The sequence below is a fragment of the Micromonospora sp. R311 genome (assembly GCF_056780015.1).
In genome coordinates, this window is sequence record NZ_JBSWCE010000044.1 from 22,169 (window position 1) to 38,000 (window position 15,832).

General features: G+C 74.7%; 14 protein-coding genes. 8 read left to right on the top strand and 6 right to left on the bottom strand.

The annotated features are described in order from the left end of the window. Positions 1-131: 131 nt before the first annotated feature. Together AC1WTP_RS29400 and AC1WTP_RS29405 are read left to right on the top strand one after the other, a co-directional pair. A complete protein-coding gene (locus AC1WTP_RS29400; protein ID WP_481652493.1) occupies positions 132-620 on the top strand; it encodes a MarR family winged helix-turn-helix transcriptional regulator in 489 nt (162 codons plus the stop codon). 10 nt (positions 621-630) lie between these two features. Continuing rightward, entirely contained in the window at positions 631-1,617 is a 987-nt protein-coding gene (locus AC1WTP_RS29405; protein WP_481652494.1) for a pirin family protein, read from the top strand. Between the two features lie 62 nt (positions 1,618-1,679). On the opposite strand, the gene AC1WTP_RS29410 is transcribed toward AC1WTP_RS29405, so the two are convergent. Then, entirely contained in the window at positions 1,680-1,808 is a 129-nt protein-coding gene (locus tag AC1WTP_RS29410; RefSeq protein WP_481652495.1) for a hypothetical protein, read from the bottom strand. 190 nt (positions 1,809-1,998) lie between these two features. On the opposite strand from AC1WTP_RS29410, the gene AC1WTP_RS29415 reads away from it, so the two are divergent. After that, positions 1,999-3,540: a phospholipase D family protein gene (locus AC1WTP_RS29415; RefSeq protein ID WP_481652496.1), complete on the top strand. Its 1,542-nt coding sequence runs from the start codon at positions 1,999-2,001 to the stop codon at positions 3,538-3,540. Here AC1WTP_RS29415 and AC1WTP_RS29420 read toward each other — a convergent pair. After that, entirely contained in the window at positions 3,489-4,289 is an 801-nt protein-coding gene (locus AC1WTP_RS29420; protein WP_481652497.1) for an acetoacetate decarboxylase family protein, read from the bottom strand. The genes AC1WTP_RS29415 and AC1WTP_RS29420 overlap by 52 nt on opposite strands. A gap of 378 nt (positions 4,290-4,667) precedes the next feature. Between AC1WTP_RS29420 and AC1WTP_RS29425 the strand changes: the two genes are divergently transcribed. Beyond that, the gene (locus AC1WTP_RS29425; RefSeq protein WP_481652498.1) at positions 4,668-5,489 is read left to right on the top strand and encodes a SigB/SigF/SigG family RNA polymerase sigma factor; all 822 of its coding nucleotides are present in this window, start codon (positions 4,668-4,670) and stop codon (positions 5,487-5,489) included. Positions 5,490-5,585: 96 nt separating this feature from the next. Here AC1WTP_RS29425 and AC1WTP_RS29430 read toward each other — a convergent pair whose 3' ends face one another. Genes AC1WTP_RS29430 through AC1WTP_RS29440 form a run of 3 tightly spaced genes read right to left on the bottom strand, consistent with a single transcriptional unit; the run spans position 5,586 to position 8,350 of the window. After that, a complete protein-coding gene (locus tag AC1WTP_RS29430; protein ID WP_481652499.1) occupies positions 5,586-6,176 on the bottom strand; it encodes a GNAT family N-acetyltransferase in 591 nt (196 codons plus the stop codon). Continuing rightward, a complete protein-coding gene (locus AC1WTP_RS29435) occupies positions 6,173-7,684 on the bottom strand; it encodes an APC family permease (protein WP_481652500.1) in 1,512 nt (503 codons plus the stop codon). Before AC1WTP_RS29435 ends, AC1WTP_RS29430 begins: the two co-directional genes overlap by 4 nt. 39 nt (positions 7,685-7,723) lie before the next feature. Beyond that, complete coding sequence (locus AC1WTP_RS29440; protein WP_481652501.1) at positions 7,724-8,350, bottom strand: GOLPH3/VPS74 family protein; 627 nt, start codon at positions 8,348-8,350, stop codon at positions 7,724-7,726. Positions 8,351-8,490: 140 nt separating this feature from the next. Between AC1WTP_RS29440 and AC1WTP_RS29445 the strand changes: the two genes are divergently transcribed. The 3 genes from AC1WTP_RS29445 to AC1WTP_RS29455 are packed head-to-tail and all read left to right on the top strand — an operon-like array spanning position 8,491 to position 12,230. Beyond that, positions 8,491-9,333: a helix-turn-helix domain-containing protein gene (locus AC1WTP_RS29445; protein WP_481652502.1), complete on the top strand. Its 843-nt coding sequence runs from the start codon at positions 8,491-8,493 to the stop codon at positions 9,331-9,333. Between the two features lie 43 nt (positions 9,334-9,376). Next, positions 9,377-9,577, top strand: coding sequence for a DUF397 domain-containing protein (locus AC1WTP_RS29450; RefSeq protein WP_481652503.1), 201 nt, complete (start codon positions 9,377-9,379; stop codon positions 9,575-9,577). Between the two features lie 28 nt (positions 9,578-9,605). Beyond that, positions 9,606-12,230, top strand: a complete 2,625-nt coding sequence (locus AC1WTP_RS29455) for an ATP-dependent RNA helicase (protein WP_481652526.1) — start codon at positions 9,606-9,608, stop codon at positions 12,228-12,230. Positions 12,231-12,248: 18 nt separating this feature from the next. On the opposite strand, the gene AC1WTP_RS29460 is transcribed toward AC1WTP_RS29455, so the two are convergent. Next, positions 12,249-12,974, bottom strand: coding sequence for a PP2C family protein-serine/threonine phosphatase (locus tag AC1WTP_RS29460; protein WP_481652504.1), 726 nt, complete (start codon positions 12,972-12,974; stop codon positions 12,249-12,251). A gap of 220 nt (positions 12,975-13,194) precedes the next feature. Here AC1WTP_RS29460 and AC1WTP_RS29465 point away from each other — a divergent pair, with 220 nt between their 5' ends. Continuing rightward, positions 13,195-15,807 (top strand): glycoside hydrolase family 9 protein, encoded by a 2,613-nt coding sequence (locus AC1WTP_RS29465; RefSeq protein WP_481652505.1) that lies wholly within the window; start codon positions 13,195-13,197, stop codon positions 15,805-15,807. Positions 15,808-15,832 lie beyond the last annotated feature (25 nt).

Sequence of the window (15,832 nt, forward strand, 5' to 3'; positions counted from 1 at the left end):
CGTCGCGTCCGCACCGCTTCCGGGCTGTTCGTTCAAAGCTGCACGACCCCGCTGTGACCGGCGGCCGAGACTCGGCAGGTCCCGAGGTGGAGGCCACTAGTCAAAATTTGAAATAGTGCTACTCTGGTGGCGTGACCGAGAGCCTGGACAGCGCCCGACTCACCGCCTGGCGCGCGTACATCGAGGCCAGCCAACGGCTGTTCACCCAGCTTGAGGACGATCTGCGCGCCGACAGCGAGCTGAGCTTCGCCGACTACCACGTGCTGGTGCTGCTCTCCGAGGCGCCGGGGCAGCGGCTGCGGATGGGTGACCTGGCCAGCCGGCTGGTCTTCTCGCCGAGCCGGCTGACGTACCAGATCTCGTCCATGCAGAAGCGCGGCCTGGTGGCCCGGCAACCCTGCCCGGACGACCGGCGCGGCAGCGAGGCGGTGCTCACCGCCGCCGGGCTGCTCACCCTGCGCGAGGCCGCCCCGCACCACCTGAAGTCGGTCCGCACCCACCTGATGGACGACCTCGACGACGCCGAGGTCGCCTGCCTCACCCGGGTCTTCGAGCGGCTCGGCCGGCGCCTACGCGCCGAACGCGACGCGTCGACCACCCCTGACGACAGCGACAGCTAAGGAGCCCGCGATGCCCGCCATCACCGTCGACAACGTGCTCGTCCTGCCCCGCCTGCCCCGGCTCGACGAGTCCACCACCTTCCGGCCGGTCCGCCGGCTGACCACCGCGCCGAGCGGCTACGAGGGCGAGGGCTTCCCGGTCCGCCGGGCCTTCGCCGGCGTGCCGATGAGCGAGCTGGACCCGTTCATCCACCTGGACCAGATGGGCGAGGTGGAGTACGCCCCCGGCGAGCCGAAGGGCACGCCCTGGCACCCGCACCGCGGCTTCGAGACGGTGACCTACATCATCGACGGCATCTTCGACCACCAGGACTCGCACGGCGGCGGCGGCACCATCACCGACGGCGACACCCAGTGGATGACCGCCGGCAGCGGCCTGCTGCACATCGAGGCCCCGCCGGAGCACCTGGTGGTCAGCGGCGGGCTGTTCCACGGCACCCAGCTCTGGGTCAACCTGCCCCGGGTGGCGAAGATGATCCCGCCGAAGTACCAGGACATCCGCGGCCGGGAATCCGCCCTGCTCACCACGCCGGACGGCGGCGCGCTGATCCGGGTGATCGCGGGCGAGGTCGCCGGCCACCGGGGGCCGGGCTCCACGCACACCCCGATCACCGTCACGCACGTGACGGTCCAGCCGGGGGCGCAGGTCGACCTGCCCTGGCGGCCGGACTTCAACGCCCTGGTCTACGTGCTCGCCGGGCGCGGCACGGTCGGCGCCGACGCGCGCCCGGTGCACACCGGCCAGCTCGCCGTGCACGGCCCGGGCGACGCGCTCCGGTTCGCCGCGGACGCCCGGCAGGACAGCCACACCCCGACGCTGGAGCTCTACATCATGGGCGGTGAGCCGATCCGGGAGCCGGTGGCACACTACGGCCCGTTCGTGATGAACACCCGCGACGAGCTGATCCAGGCGTTCGAGGACTTCCAGGCCGGCAAGCTCGGCGTCATCCCGGCGCAGCGGTTGCCGCACACCGAGGGCCAGGGCCCCCGGCCCTGACCGGCGCAGTGGTGAGCGCCCCGGTCGGGCCGGGGCGCTCACCTCCGTCAGAGGGTCCAGTGTCAGGACACGGCGAATATGCCCGCGACGCCGAGGATCACCATCACCAACACGGCCACCAGCGCACCCCGCTCACTCTCCACCGCCTGCTCGCGGTACTCGGTCACGGGGTTCGTCGTCTCGCCGGGCATGGTGTGGCCTCCTCGGTTGTTCGCGTCGTGTCGGCTACGGGTGCCGGGGGTGCCGCCGGGTCGGCGCGGTGCCGGCCGGCGTGCGGACCTCCGGCGGGGGTCCTACCGTGAGGACGTGGTCGACCTCCGGAGGGCTGGAGCGGCGCGGTTGCGGGACTGGTTCCTCACCGCACCGGAACGCGCCAACCCGATGTCTGAGTTACCCGTCTGGACCAGCGGAAACCTTGCCGAGCCGCTAATTCACGGCGCCGCCTACTTCGACCGGCTGGTCGACGAGGTGACCGCACTGGACGCCGGTGACCATCTCTGGTTCACCGACTGGCGGGGCGATCCCGACCAGCGGCTGCGCCCGGACGGCCCGACGGTGGCCCAGCTGTTCGCCCGGGCCGCGCAGCGCGGGGTGGTCGTCAAGGGCCTGATCTGGCGGTCCCACCTCGACGCGCTGGCGTACAGCGAGGAGGAGAACCGGGACCTCAGCGAGGCCGTCTCCGCGGCCGGCGGCGAGGTGCTGCTCGACCAGCGGGTCCGCCGGGGCGGGTCGCACCACCAGAAGCTGGTGGTGCTGCGGCACCCCGGCGCGCCGGAGCGGGACGTGGCGTTCGCCGGCGGGATCGACCTGTGCCACAGCCGGCGGGACGACGCCGCGCACCGGGGCGATCCGCAGGCGGTGCGGATGTCGGCCCGCTACGGCGACCGGCCGCCCTGGCACGACGTGCAGCTCGCGCTGCGCGGCCCGGTGGTCGGGGCGCTGGACACGGTGTTCCGCGAGCGGTGGACCGACCCGATGCCGCTGGACTCGGAGAACCCGACGGCCTACCTGCGGGACCGGCTGCGCAGGGCGGACCTGCGTCCCGACCCGCTGCCCGAACGGCCGGCCGACCCGCCGCCCCGTGGCCCGCACCACATCCAGGTGCTGCGCACCTACCCCGCCGTGCGGCCCCGGTACTCCTTCGCCCCGGACGGGGAGCGCACGGTGGCCCGCGGCTACACCAAGGCGGTCCGCCGGGCCCGCCGGCTGATCTACCTGGAGGACCAGTACCTCTGGTCCCGCGAGGTGGCCGAGCTGTTCGCCCGGGCCCTGCGCGACAACCCCGAGCTGCACCTGGTGGCGGTGGTCCCCCGATACCCCGATGTGGACGGCCGGCTGGCGCTGCCGCCGAACACGGTCGGTCGGGAGCAGGCGCTGGCGCTGTGCGAGCAGGCGGCGCCGGACCGGGTGCACGTCTTCGACCTGGAGAACCACTCCGGCGCGCCGGTGTACGTACACGCCAAGGTCTGCGTGGTCGACGACGTCTGGGCCAGCGTGGGCAGCGACAACTTCAACCGTCGATCCTGGACGCACGACAGCGAGCTGTCCTGCGCGGTGCTGGACGAGACCCGCGACGAGCGGGAGCCGACCGACCCGGCCGGGCAGGGCGACGGCGCCCGGGTCTTCGCCCGGGAGCTGCGGTTGCGGCTGTGGCGCGAACACCTGGACCGGGACCCGGACGGCGGCGAGGACGCGGACCTCCTCGACCCGGCCGACGCGGTCGCGACGATCACCGCCGCCGCCGACGCCCTGCAACGGTGGTACGACACCGGCCGGGTCGGCCCCCGTCCCCCGGGGCGGTTGCGCCCGCACCGGCCGGAGCGGCTGCGCTGGTACACCCGGGCCTGGGCGCTGCCCGCGTACCGGCTGGTCTACGACCCGGACGGCAGGCCGCTGCGGGCCCGGCGGGCCGGTACCTGGTGAACCGCGGGTGAGCGGTCACCGCCGCGCTGCGGCTTCACCCGCTCCGCCCCCGCGCCGGGATGCACCGGGTGGCCGCCACCGGGGTAGGTGCTGAAGCCGCCGGGATAGGCGAACGAGGCGCGCGGCGCGTAGAACCCGAAGCCGATGGTGAGCGGGTTGGCCGGGCGGAGCGCGTAGCTGGGGTGGCCCGGTTCGAGGAACTCCACCGACTCGATGACGAACGGGGTGACCGGTTCGGCGATGTACGGGTACACCGAGCTGAGCAGCTGGCCGTCGCGGGCGGTGAAGTAGCGGTGGTGCCCGCTGCTGATCAGGCTGCCGGTCTCCCCGACCTGGCACCGGGCCCGGATCAGCGGCACCCCGTCGATCTCGGTCTCGGCGACCAGGTGGCCGCCGTGCACGTCGATGGTGGTCCGGCCGAGCACCGCCGGGGCGCCCCGGGCGACGCCGTACTCGCGCACCCGCTGGCTGGAGGTCACGTACTGCGTCCACCAGCCGCCGGGGCTGGTGCCCCCGGGCGCGTCCACCCCGCTCAGCGACGCCCCGAGATAGGTCAGCGAGTATGCCCCGAAGCCGGACGTCTGGGTGTCGTCCTCGACCACGTACTGGTTCATGAAGACCTGCCGGTCCGGCCGGGGGCGCAGCCCCGGCGGAACCAGCGCCGCGACCGCGTCCGGGTCGGCCGGCAGCCAGCTGAAGTAGAGCGCACGGCTGTTCACCACGAGCTGGGGAGCGGCTGGATCGAGCACGACGCCTCCGAAACCGGACGGGTACACAGCGACGCTAGGCCGGTCCCGTCGATGGGACAACGACGGAAAGTCGACACTCCTGCCGACATGTCGGGTTGCCGGCTGCCCGGTTGGCGCACCGCGGTGGCCGAGCGGTCCGGCGGCGGCGGATGCCCGGACGGCGGCGAGTCGGACGACCGAACCGGTAACCGCCCTCACAATCACGCAGCGTTCTGTCCAGTTCGCGCCCTTGATGGCGGAAGATTACTTAAGTACATCGTACTTTCGGCTAGCTTTGGCCAAGCCGATCAGGCTAAGGTGAGTCCCGAACGGCCCATCTGAAGCTAAACCAAAGCGTCACGTCTCATATCCGCGGACGAGGTGCAGGGAGGACCACCCATGACCGCGCCAACGATCAGCGAGCAGGCGACGAGCACACCCACCACCGAAAAGCTCGACCCGCGGTCGCTCACCGACAGCGCCGCCGACCTGCTGAACGCGATGGCCGCACTGCCCGCCAACCACCCGTCGCGGGCCGCACTGCGCGACAGGGCGATCGAGGCCTGGCTACCGCTCGCCAACCACCTCGCCCACCGCTACAGCGGGCGCGGCGAGCCCACCGACGACCTGGCGCAGACCGCCGCCGTCGGCCTCATCAAGGCGATCGACAAGTTCGACCCGTCCCGCGGCGTCGACTTCGCCGGCTACGCGATCCCCACCATCATCGGCGAGCTCAAGCGGCACTTCCGGGACCGCACCTGGGACATCCGGGTGCCCCGCCGGCTGCAGGAGCTGCGGCTGGCCATCTCCGACGCGAACAGCTCGCTGCTGCAGACCCTCGGCCGCTCGCCGACGGTCGCCGACATCGCCGCCCACCTCAAGATCACCGAGGAAGAGGTGCTGGAGGGCCTGGAGGGCGCCCGCGCATACAACGCGGTGTCCCTGTCCACCCCGACCGGCGACGGCGACCGCGCCACCGAGCTGGGCGACATGCTCGGCGGCGAGGACGGCGAGTTCGAGCTGGCCGAGCTGCGGGTGGCCCTCGGCCCGGCGCTCGCCACGCTGGACGAGCGCGAGCAGAAGATCCTCACCCTGCGCTTCTACGGCAACCTGACCCAGTCGCAGATCGCCGAGCAGATCGGCGTCTCGCAGATGCACGTCTCCCGGCTGCTGGCCCGGGCGCTGACCAAGCTGCGCGGGCAGCTCGACGGCACGTACTAGAGGGGTGGTGGACGGTGGCCGGGTCGGCGGGCCCGGCCACCGTCGTGTCCGGCCACCGGGTCGCCGGGTCGGAGTGACCCGGCGGCCCGGTGCCGGTCAGCGGGGGTCCCGCCACATAGGCCAGAACGGGGTGCCGTCCGGCAGCCGGAACGGCTCCCCCACCCGGTAGCCGTGCCGCGCGTACAGGTCGCGGCTGCGCTCGCTGCTCGCCTCCAGGTAGCCCGGCACGCCGTTGGCGTCCAGCCAGGTGTGGTGGTGCCGCAGCAGCGCCGTACCGAGGCCCTGCCCCTGCCGGTCCGGACGCACCGCGAGGAACGCCAGGTGGTGGTGGTCCGGGTGCGGGTGGTTGGCGGCGAAGAGCTCGTCGAGGTGGGCGAAGCGCTCGGTCCACTCACCGCAGGCCGCCGCCAGCCGGGCGGCGTAGTTCTCCGGTGGCGGGGCCGGCTCGCCGACCGAGGGGAACCACACCGCGACGGCGGCCAGGTCCGCGCTGCCGTGGACCAGGCCGTGCCGCATCGCGTGGTCGACCAGGATCTCGAAGTGCCCGGCCAGCGCGGCCCGGCGCCGGGTGGCGTCGGGCACCAGCCACCGGGTCGCGTCGAGCACCATGAACGCCTCCGCGATCCGCCCGGCCACCAGCGCGGTCTCGGCCGGCCCGAGCCGCCGCACGGCCGCCCCGGTCGTCACCGCGGCTCCGCGCCGGCCGGGTCGCCGGCGGGCGCCACCAGCGCCGCGGTGCTCTGCGCGCCCAGACCGATCCGGGCGTACGTGTCCGGACGGCGACGGCGCAGCACCAGCGCCCAGAGCACCCCGAGCAGGGCGGCGCCCACGTAGGCGGCGGGCACCGCCCAGCGCAGCGGCGAGTCCGGTGCCACCCCGAGCAGGGCGGCGAAGTTGTCCACCGCCAGCGCCACGACCACCAGCAACGCCAGGGCGGCCAACCCGGGGGCGACCGCCCGACGCCAGCGGGTCTCCGCCCCGCCGGAGCGGGCGAAGAAGGCGATCACCGCGATCGAGGTGGCGGCGATCAGCAGCAGCACCCCGAAGCCGCCGCTCGTGCCGCACCAGTAGAACAGCTGCACCACCGGGTCCCAGCCGTTGGTCGCGTAGAGCACGATCACCGCGAGGCCGAGCACGCTCTGCGCCAGCGACGCCGCCCGCGGCGCCCCGGTACGCGGTGCGGTCTGCCCGAACACTGCCGGCAGCACCCGCTCCCGGCCGAGGGCGAAGGCGTACCGGGCGGTGGTGTTGTGGAAGGAGATCATCGCGGCCAGCACCGAGGTCAGGAAGAGCGCCTGGCCGATGGTGACGGCGGTGTCGCCGAGGTGCGCGCCGGCCAGGTTGAAGATCAGCCCGACGCTCTGCTCACCCGCCTCGGCGACGATCCGGTCCGGTCCCACGGCGACCGTCATGCTCCACGAGGAGAGCGCGTAGACGGCGGCGATGATGGCCACCGAGAGGTAGGTGGCCAGCGGCACCGTCCGGCGCGGGTCCTTGCTCTCCTCGCTGAACACCACCGCCGACTCGAATCCGACGAAGCCCAGGATGGCCAGCACCAGCACCGCGCCGACGCCCGGCCCGGCGAGATTCTCCGGCGACAGGGCGGCGAGGCTGACCGAGCCGCCGGCCGGGTTGGCCAGCTGCCCGAGGTCGAAGACGAGGATCACCGCGATCTCGGCGACCAGCAGCGCGGCCAGCACCCGCCCGTTGACGTCCACCCGCAGCACGCCGAGCGCGGCGACCACGGCCCAGGCCGCGAGTGCCACCACCCACCAGTCCGGATGCGAGCCGAAGAGCCGGTCCAGCACCGGCTCGGCGGCGACGCCGACGGTGCCGTAGAGCCCGACCTGGAGCGCGTTGTAGGCGATCAGGGCCACCCAGGCCGCGCCCACGCCGGCCGGCCGGCCCAGCCCGCGCGAGATGTACGCGTAGAAGGCGCCCGCGTTGGCCACCCGCCGGGCCATCGCCACGTAGCCGACGGAGAAGAGCCCGAGCACGGCGGCGACCACCAGGAACGCCAGCGGGATGCCGGTGACCCCGATGACCCCGTAGCCGGTGGTGACCACGCCGGCCACCACGGTCAGCGGCGCCGCCGCGGAGAGGACGAAGAAGATCACCGAGGGGACGCCCAGCCGGCCGCGGGCCAGTGCCTCGGAGACGTTGCTCGGTCGTTCGATCGTCGCTGTCGACGGCATGGGCTGCTCCGGTGTCGAGGGGGTCGGGGACAGGTGCGATCAGGGCACGCCACGCAGCACCGCGGCGCCGACGGCCGCCTCGGTGTGCGCGACCAGATCCTTCAGCGGCGTGGGCAGCGCCGGGACGAGCACGCCCAACCGGTGGTGGGCGCGGGGGCCGGCGCTCCAGAGCACCTCGCGGGTCAGCCCGGCGGCGGCGATCAGCCCGAGCAGCACCGCGTCCGGCACGCTGGGCGGCTCGGGCCGTTCCAGCAGGGCGCGCAGCCGGGTGGCCGGCCAGGCCGCGGCGTTGAGGTCGACCGGCTGGTAGCTGACGGTGGTGCGCAGCAGCCGCCGGCTCTCCTGCCGGCGCAGCACCCCGGCCCGGGCCAGCCGCTCCCCCACCGAGCCGACCGCGGTCTGCGCCAGGAAGCTCAGCCAGGTCCGCACCGCCTGGTGCTGGTACTCGCCGACCAGTTGGTCGAGCACCGTGTGCGCGAGCGCGTCCGCCGGCGGGCGGCGGTCCAGCACCCTGACCATCCCGGCGGAGACGGTGAGGTGTCCAGACAGGACCAGTTCGCCGAGCAGGCCACCGGCGAGGCCGAGGCCGGTCGCCGTCGGGTTGAGTCTCGCCTTGCCGCGACTGTCGTTGTGGGCGACCAGGAAGAACTCGTCGGCGATGAGCAACCGTTCCTCCCGGGCGTCCGTCCACAGTGCTCGCGACCGGGAAAGGATGCACCCACCACAACTGCAACGCAACTCCCGTTTCCGGCAGTTGCAATCCGTGCTGGCGCGACCTGCGGATCTTGTCGTGACAGACTCGGAGGGTGACCGCCAGCCCCACCGTCCGCCGCCGCCGTATCGCCCGGGAACTGCGCCAGTTGCGCGAGCGCGCGGGCATGACCCTCGACGTCGCCGCCCGGCAACTGGACATGTCCAAGAGCAACCTGTCCCGGATCGAGACCGCCCAGATCGGCATCAAGCCGCGCGACGTCCGGGCGGCGTTGGCGCTCTACCGGGTCACCGGCGCGGACGCCGAGGCGCTCATCGAGATCGCCCGCGGCGCGCAGCAACGCGGCTGGTGGCAGAAGTACAGCGACGTGCTGCCGGACTGGTTCGAGTTCTACGTCGGACTGGAGGCGGAGGCGGCGACGCTGCGGACGTACGAGGCCGAGGCGGTGCCCGGGCTGCTGCAGACCGAGGCGTACGCCCGGGAGGTCTACCGGTTGACCGCCGGCGAGGAGGGCATCGAGCGCAAGGTCGCCGCCCGGATGCACCGGCAGTACGTGCTGCACCGGGAGAACCCGGTCGAGTTGTCGGTGGTGCTGAACGAGGCGGTGCTGTGCCGGCCGATCGGTGGCAACGCCGTGATGGCGGCCCAACTGGCCCACCTCGGCCGGATGGCCCAACTACCGAACGTAACCCTGCAGGTACTTCCCTTCACCGCCGGCGGGCACCCGGCGATGAACTCGCCGTACGTCGTGCTGACCTTTCCCGACGCCGCCGACGCCGCCGTGGTCTACCTGGAAAACCTCAGTACAGGGCTGGCTCTGGAGGAGGAGGCTCAGGTCCGCGGGTATAGCCTGGTGCACGAGGAGCTGAGCCGCGCGGCACTGCCTCCGGCGGCCTCGCTGGCCCGCCTGGAGGAGGCTTCTCGTTACTTTGCGTGACCGCCTCGGGTGCGGCACGCCGGCACAGACGAGGGGTACCGCGATGACCGCGCTCGACCTGACCCGGGCCCAGTGGCGCACCAGCACGCGCAGCGTGGGCAACGGCAACTGCGTCGAGGTCGCCGCCGCCGACGGTCGGGTCGCCGTGCGGGACAGCAAGGACCGGGGCGGGCCGGTGCTGGCCTTCCCGCGGCCGGCCTGGCACGCCTTCCTCAGCGGCCTGCACCGGGTACACCCCGACTGACGACCCCGGCGCGGTGCGAGACTGGGCCGTGCTCCGTGACGTGCCCCTCGACCTGCCGGTCCGGCCGGCGCTGCCGGAACTGGTGGCGGCGCTGCGGGCGACCGGGGCCGGGGTGCTGGTGGCGCCGCCGGGCACCGGCAAGACCACGCTCGCCCCGCTGGCCGTGGCCGACGAGGTGTCCGGTCGGGTGCTGGTCGCCCAGCCGCGCCGGGTGGCCGCCCGGGCGGCGGCCCGCCGGATGGCGGCGCTGCTCGGCGAGCGGGTCGGCGACCGGATCGGGTACGCGGTGCGCGGCGAGCGGCGGGTCGGCCCGCACACCCGGGTCGAGGTGGTGACGACCGGGCTGCTGGTGCGCCGGCTGCACCACGATCCGGAACTGGCCGGCACCGGGGCGGTGCTGCTCGACGAGTGCCACGAGCGGCACCTCGACGCCGACCTGGCGCTCGGCTTCACGGTCGAGGCCCGCGCCGCGCTCCGCCCCGACCTGTGGCTGCTGGCGATGTCGGCAACCCCGGAGGCGGACCGGTTCGCCGCGCTGCTCGGCGGTGCGCGCGGCCCGGCGCCGGTGGTCCGGGCTCCGGCGGCGCTGCACCCGGTGACCCGGATCTGGGCCCCGCCACCCCGGCCGGTGGTCGCGCCCGGCGCCGGTCCGGTCGACCGGGCGCTGCTCGACCACGTCGCGGCCACCGTCCGGCGGGCGCTGCGCGAGCGCGACGGGGACCTGCTGGTCTTCCTGCCCGGCGCCGGCGAGATCGCCGCCGTCACCGCCCGGCTGGCCGAGCTGCGCGACGAGGTGGCGGTGCTGGCGCTGCACGGCCGGCAGCGGGGCGCCGAGCAGGACGCCGCGCTGCGCCCGGCGGACCGGCGTCGGGTGGTGCTGGCGACCGCGGTGGCGGAGAGCAGCCTGACCGTGCCCGGGGTCCGGGTGGTGGTGGACGCCGGGCTGGCCCGGGTGGCCCGCACGGATCTGGCGCGCGGGCTCGGCGCGCTGGTCACCGTGCCGGTGTCCCGCGCGGCGGCCACCCAGCGGGCCGGCCGGGCCGGCCGGGAGGCGCCCGGGTACGTCTACCGCTGCTGGTCGGCGGCGACCCACGAACGGTTGGCCGCCCAGCCGGCGCCGGAGATCGCCACCGCCGACCTGACCGGGTTCGCGCTGGAGCTGGCGGCCTGGGGGCGGCCGGACGGCGCCGGGCTGGCCCTGCCCGATCCCCCGCCGGCGGCGGCGCTGGCGGTGGCCCGGGAGACCCTCGTGGCCCTCGGCGCGGTCGACCCGGACGGCCGGATCACCGACCGGGGCCGGGCGATCGCCGCCGTCGGCACCCACCCCCGGCTGGCGAGGGCGCTGCTGGACGGCGCCGACCGGGTCGGCGCGGACCGCGCGGCCGAGGTGGTGGCGTTGCTCGCCGAGGACACCGTGGCCGGACCGGGCGACGACCTGGCCGCCGCCTGGCGCCGGCTGCGCGCGGGCGCCGATCCCGGTGCCACCGCCCGCTGGCGGGCCGAGGTACGCCGGCTGCGCGCCGCCCTGCCCGCCGCACCGGCCGCGGCGGGGTCGAGCGCGGGCCGGCAGCACCCGGCGACCAGACCCGGGGCCGACCGGGAGCGCCGTTCCGCCGGGCGGGGCGGCGCGTCGACCGGACCGGGCGCGCCGGGACGCGGGCCGGACCGGCTGCCGGACGACCTGGCCGCCGGGCTGCTGGTCGGGCTGGCCCACCCGGAGCGGCTGGCCCGGGTGCGCCGGCCGGGCGGCTCGGCGTACCTGATGACCGGCGGGACCGCCGCGGAGCTGACGCCCGGGTCGGCGCTGGGCGGGTCCACCTGGCTGGCGGTCGCCGTCGCGGACCGCTCCCCCGGTGCGCCGACCGCCCGGGTGCGGCTGGCCACCCCGCTGGACGAGACGACCGCCCGGGAGGCGGCCGGCCCGTTGCTGCGCACCGAGCGGGAGGTCGCCTGGTCCGGCGGCGACGTGGTGGCCCGCGAGGTGGTCCGGCTCGGCGCGGTCGAGCTGGTCGAGCGGCCGCTGGCCCGACCCGACCCGGAGGCGGTCGCGGCGGCGCTGCTCACCGGGCTGCGCCGCACCGGCCTCGGCCTGCTGGACTGGACCCCGGCGGCGCGGGCGCTGCGCGAGCGGTTGGCGTTCTGCCGGCGGGCGCTCGGCGCGGACTGGCCGGACGTGACCGACGAGGCGCTGCTCGCCGCCGCCCCCGACTGGCTCGGGCCGGAACTGGCCACCGCCCGGCGCCGGGCCGACCTGGCCCGGGTGGACGTCGCCGCGGCGCTGCGCCGGCTGCTCCCCTGGGCGCGGGCGGCCCGGCTGGACGAGCTGGCCCCGGAGCGGATCACCGTGCCCAGCGGCTCCCGGATCCGGGTCGACTACGCCGATCCGGCCGCGCCGGTGCTCGCGGTGAAGCTCCAGGAGACCTTCGGCTGGCGGGACGCGCCGCGGATCGCCGACGGCCGGGTACCGGTGCTGCTGCACCTGCTCTCCCCGGCCGGGCGCCCGGTGGCGGTCACCGCCGACCTGGCGTCGTTCTGGCGGTCCGGGTATCCGCGGGTGCGGGCGGAGCTGCGCGGCCGCTACCCGCGCCACCCCTGGCCGGAGGACCCGACCACGGCCGAGCCCACCCGGCGCACCACTCCGCGCCGCCGCTGAGCGGGCTGGTTCGCCCGTTCACTCCTCCACCACGTCGGCGATCACCACGGTGACGTTGTCCGGGCCGCCCGCGCGCAGCGCCAGGTCGATCAGCTTCCGGGCGCACTCGGCCCGGTCCGGGTGGCCGGCGAGCACCTCCGCGAGGGTGTCCGGCCGGACCACGTTGGAGAGCCCGTCGCTGCACAGCAGCCAACGGTCGCCGGCCCAGGGCACCATCGTGGCGTACGTCGGGGAGACCTCGTCGCCCTGCAACGCCTGGGTGACCACCGCCCGGCGGGGGTGGCTGCTGGCCTGGTCGGGGGTGATCAGTCCCTGGTCGACGAGCATCTGCACGTAGGTGTCGTCCCGGGTGATCTGCTTGAGCACCCCTTCCCGGAACAGGTAGGCCCGGGAGTCGCCGACGTGGGCCAGGGCCAGGCAGCTGCCCGTCCGGGCGAAGAGCAGGGCGGTCAACGTGGTGCCCATGCCCTGCCGCTCCGGATCCTCGCTGACCGCCTGGCGGATCCGCGCGGTGGCCAGCTCGATGCCGCTCTGCAGCGCGGCCACCAGCGCGTCCTCCGGGGTCTCCACGTCCAGCGGAGCGACGGCGTCGATGGTGATCGCGCTGGCCAGGTCACCGGCCGCCATCCCGCCCATGCCGTCGGCGACGGCGACCAGCCAGGTCCCGGCGTGCAGGGCGTCCTGGTTCCCGCTGCGGATCAGCCCACGGTCGCTCGTTCCCACGGAACGCAGCTTCAGGGTCATGGGAGGCAGCCTGCCAGGAGAAGGGCGCAGTTGTCTCTAGGAGATCAGGACGGCCGGGCGTGGCGCGGCGAATCTCACTGCCGGGGGGACCGGTGCGCCATCAAACAGGATCGATTGACACGGCGGCCGGACGCTGGAAACATCGAGCCGATGACTGGGAGCGCTCCCAGGTCGCCACCACCGTCGCATCTCCGTCCCCGCCGTCCCGGAAGGACACCCCGTGACGCCATCCCGACGCCGCCTCGCGTTGCTCGCCGCGGCCACCACCCTGGCCCTGACCGGCGCCAGCGCCGGCGCGGCCCACGCCGATCCCCCGCCCGACGCCCCCGAGCAGATCGACAACGGCGACTTCAGCGCCGGTGTCTCCCCCTGGTTCTCCTACGGCACCGGCCCGCTCGCGGTGACCGACGGGCGGCTCTGCGCCACCGTCCCGGCCGGGCTGGCCAACCCGTGGGACGCCGGCATCGGTCAGGACGGGGTGCCGCTGCTCGCCGGCGCCGAGTACACCCTCGGCTTCGACGTCGCCGCCACCCCCGGCAGCGCGGTCACCGCGGTGCTGCAACTGGGCAGCGCCCCCTACACCACGTACGCCAGCGTGACCGCCACCGCCACCGGCACCGCCCAGCGGGTCGAGAAGACCTTCACGGCGCCGGCCGACAACCCGAGCGCCCAGCTGATCTTCCAGGTGGGCGGCAGCGCCGACGAGCAGACCGTCTGCCTGGACGACGTGTCGCTGCGCGGTGGCGAGCCGCCCGCGCCGTACGAGCCGGACACCGGCCCGCGGGTGCGGGTCAACCAGGTCGGCTACCTGCCCGGCGGGCCCAAGCACGCCACCGTGGTGACCGGGGCGAGCGACCCGCTGCCCTGGGAACTGCGCTCCGCCGCCGGCGCCGTGCTGGCCACCGGCAGCACCACCCCGCGCGGGCTGGACGCCGCCTCCGGGCAGCAGGTGCAGACCCTCGACTTCTCCGCGTACCGCACCCCGGGCGCCGGGTTGACCCTGACCGTCGACGGCGAGACCAGCCACCCGTTCGACATCTCCGGCACCCTCTACGACCGGCTGCGCGCCGACTCGCTCCAGTTCTTCTACGCCCAGCGCAGCGGCATCGCCATCGACGGCGACCTGATCGGCCCCGAGTACGCCCGCCCGGCCGGGCACCTGGGCGTCGCCCCCAACCAGGGCGACACCGACGTGCCCTGCCAGCCCGGCGTCTGCGACCACCGGCTGGACGTGCGCGGCGGCTGGTACGACGCCGGCGACCACGGCAAGTACGTGGTCAACGGCGGCATCGCCACCTACCAGCTGCTGAACACCTTCGAGCGGACCAAGACCGCGCCCACCGCGGCCGGCGGCGCGGCGCTCGGCGACGGCAGCCTGCGGGTGCCCGAGCGCGGCAACGGCGTGCCGGACATCCTCGACGAGGCCCGCTGGGAGCTGGAGTTCCTGCTGCGCATGCAGGTGCCGGCCGGCGAGCCGCTCGCCGGAATGGCCCACCACAAGGTGCACGACCGGAACTGGACCGGGCTGCCGCTGCTGCCGCACGAGGACGCCCAGCCCCGCGAGCTGCACCCGCCGTCCACCGCGGCCACCCTCAACCTGGCCGCCACGGCCGCCCAGTGCGCCCGGCTCTACGCCCCGTACGACGCGGCCTTCGCCGCCCTTTGCGCCACCGCGGCCCGGACGGCGTACGCGGCCGCCGAGGCCAACCCCAGCCGCTACGCCGACCCGCAGGACGGCAACGGGGGCGGCGCCTACAGCGACGCCGACGTCAGCGACGAGTTCTACTGGGCCGCGGTGGAGCTGTACCTGACCACCGGCGAGCAGGCCTACCTGGCCGACCTGACCGCGTCCCCGCACCACACCGGCGAGGTCTTCGGGGCCCAGGGCTTCGGCTGGGCCAGCACCGCCGCGCTCGGCCGGCTCGACCTGGCCACCGTGCCGAACGGGCTGCCCGCCGCCGACCTGGCGCGGGTGCGCGCCTCGGTGACCGCCGCCGCCGACCGATACCTGGCGACCTTGGGCGGCCAGGCGTACGGGCTGCCCATGCCGGGCGACCGGGGCAGCTACTTCTGGGGCGCGAACAGCAACATCATCAACAACGCGGTGGTGCTGGCCACCGCGTACGACCTGACCCGGGACGCCCGGTACCGGGACGGCGCGGTGCAGGCGATGGACTACATCCTCGGCCGCAACGCGCTCAACATCTCGTACGTGACCGGCTGGGGCGACCGGGCGGCCCGCAACCAGCACAGCCGGATCTTCGCCAACCAGCTGGACCCGGCGCTGCCCAACCCGCCCGCCGGATCGATCGCCGGCGGCGCCAACGCCAACCTGGAGGATCCCTTCGCGGCGCAACTGCTCGCCGGCTGCGCCCCGATGTTCTGCTACGTCGACGACATCAACTCGTACGCGACAAACGAGGTGGCGATCAACTGGAACTCGGCGCTGGCCTGGATCGCCTCGTTCCTGGCCGACCAGGGCGAGGCCGGGGCGGTGCCGGCGCCCACCTGCGCGGTCACGTACACCAACTACGGCAGCTGGCACGGCGGTGCCGGCTTCACCGCCCAGGTCACCATCCGCAACACCGGCCCGACGGCGGTGCAGGGCTGGACCGCCCGGTTCGCGTTCACCGGCGACCAGAAGGTGCGCGAGGCGTGGCTGGCCAGGGTGACCCAGGCCGGCGCCACGGTGACCGCCCGGAACGAGTCGTACAACGCCCGGATCAACCCGGGCGGCACGGTGACCTTCGGGTTCAACGCGGTGACCGGCGGCGGCGCCAACCCGGCACCCGGGCTGATCACCGTCAACGGCGCACCCTGCACCGCCGGCTGAGGCGCCCCGGCGCGGGCGACCGCGC

Bases quoted from the DNA above. Each gene is read 5' to 3' on its own strand.
- AC1WTP_RS29425 (WP_481652498.1), top strand. From the start codon at position 4,668: ATGACCGCGCCAACGATCAGCGAGCAGGCGACGAGCACACCCACCACC.
- AC1WTP_RS29415 (WP_481652496.1), top strand. From the start codon at position 1,999: ATGTCTGAGTTACCCGTCTGGACCAGCGGAAACCTTGCCGAGCCGCTA.
- AC1WTP_RS29435 (WP_481652500.1), bottom strand. From the start codon at position 7,684: ATGCCGTCGACAGCGACGATCGAACGACCGAGCAACGTCTCCGAGGCA.
- AC1WTP_RS29460 (WP_481652504.1), bottom strand. From the start codon at position 12,974: ATGACCCTGAAGCTGCGTTCCGTGGGAACGAGCGACCGTGGGCTGATC.
- AC1WTP_RS29410 (WP_481652495.1), bottom strand. From the start codon at position 1,808: ATGCCCGGCGAGACGACGAACCCCGTGACCGAGTACCGCGAGCAGGCG.
- AC1WTP_RS29405 (WP_481652494.1), top strand. From the start codon at position 631: ATGCCCGCCATCACCGTCGACAACGTGCTCGTCCTGCCCCGCCTGCCC.
- AC1WTP_RS29450 (WP_481652503.1), top strand. From the start codon at position 9,377: ATGACCGCGCTCGACCTGACCCGGGCCCAGTGGCGCACCAGCACGCGC.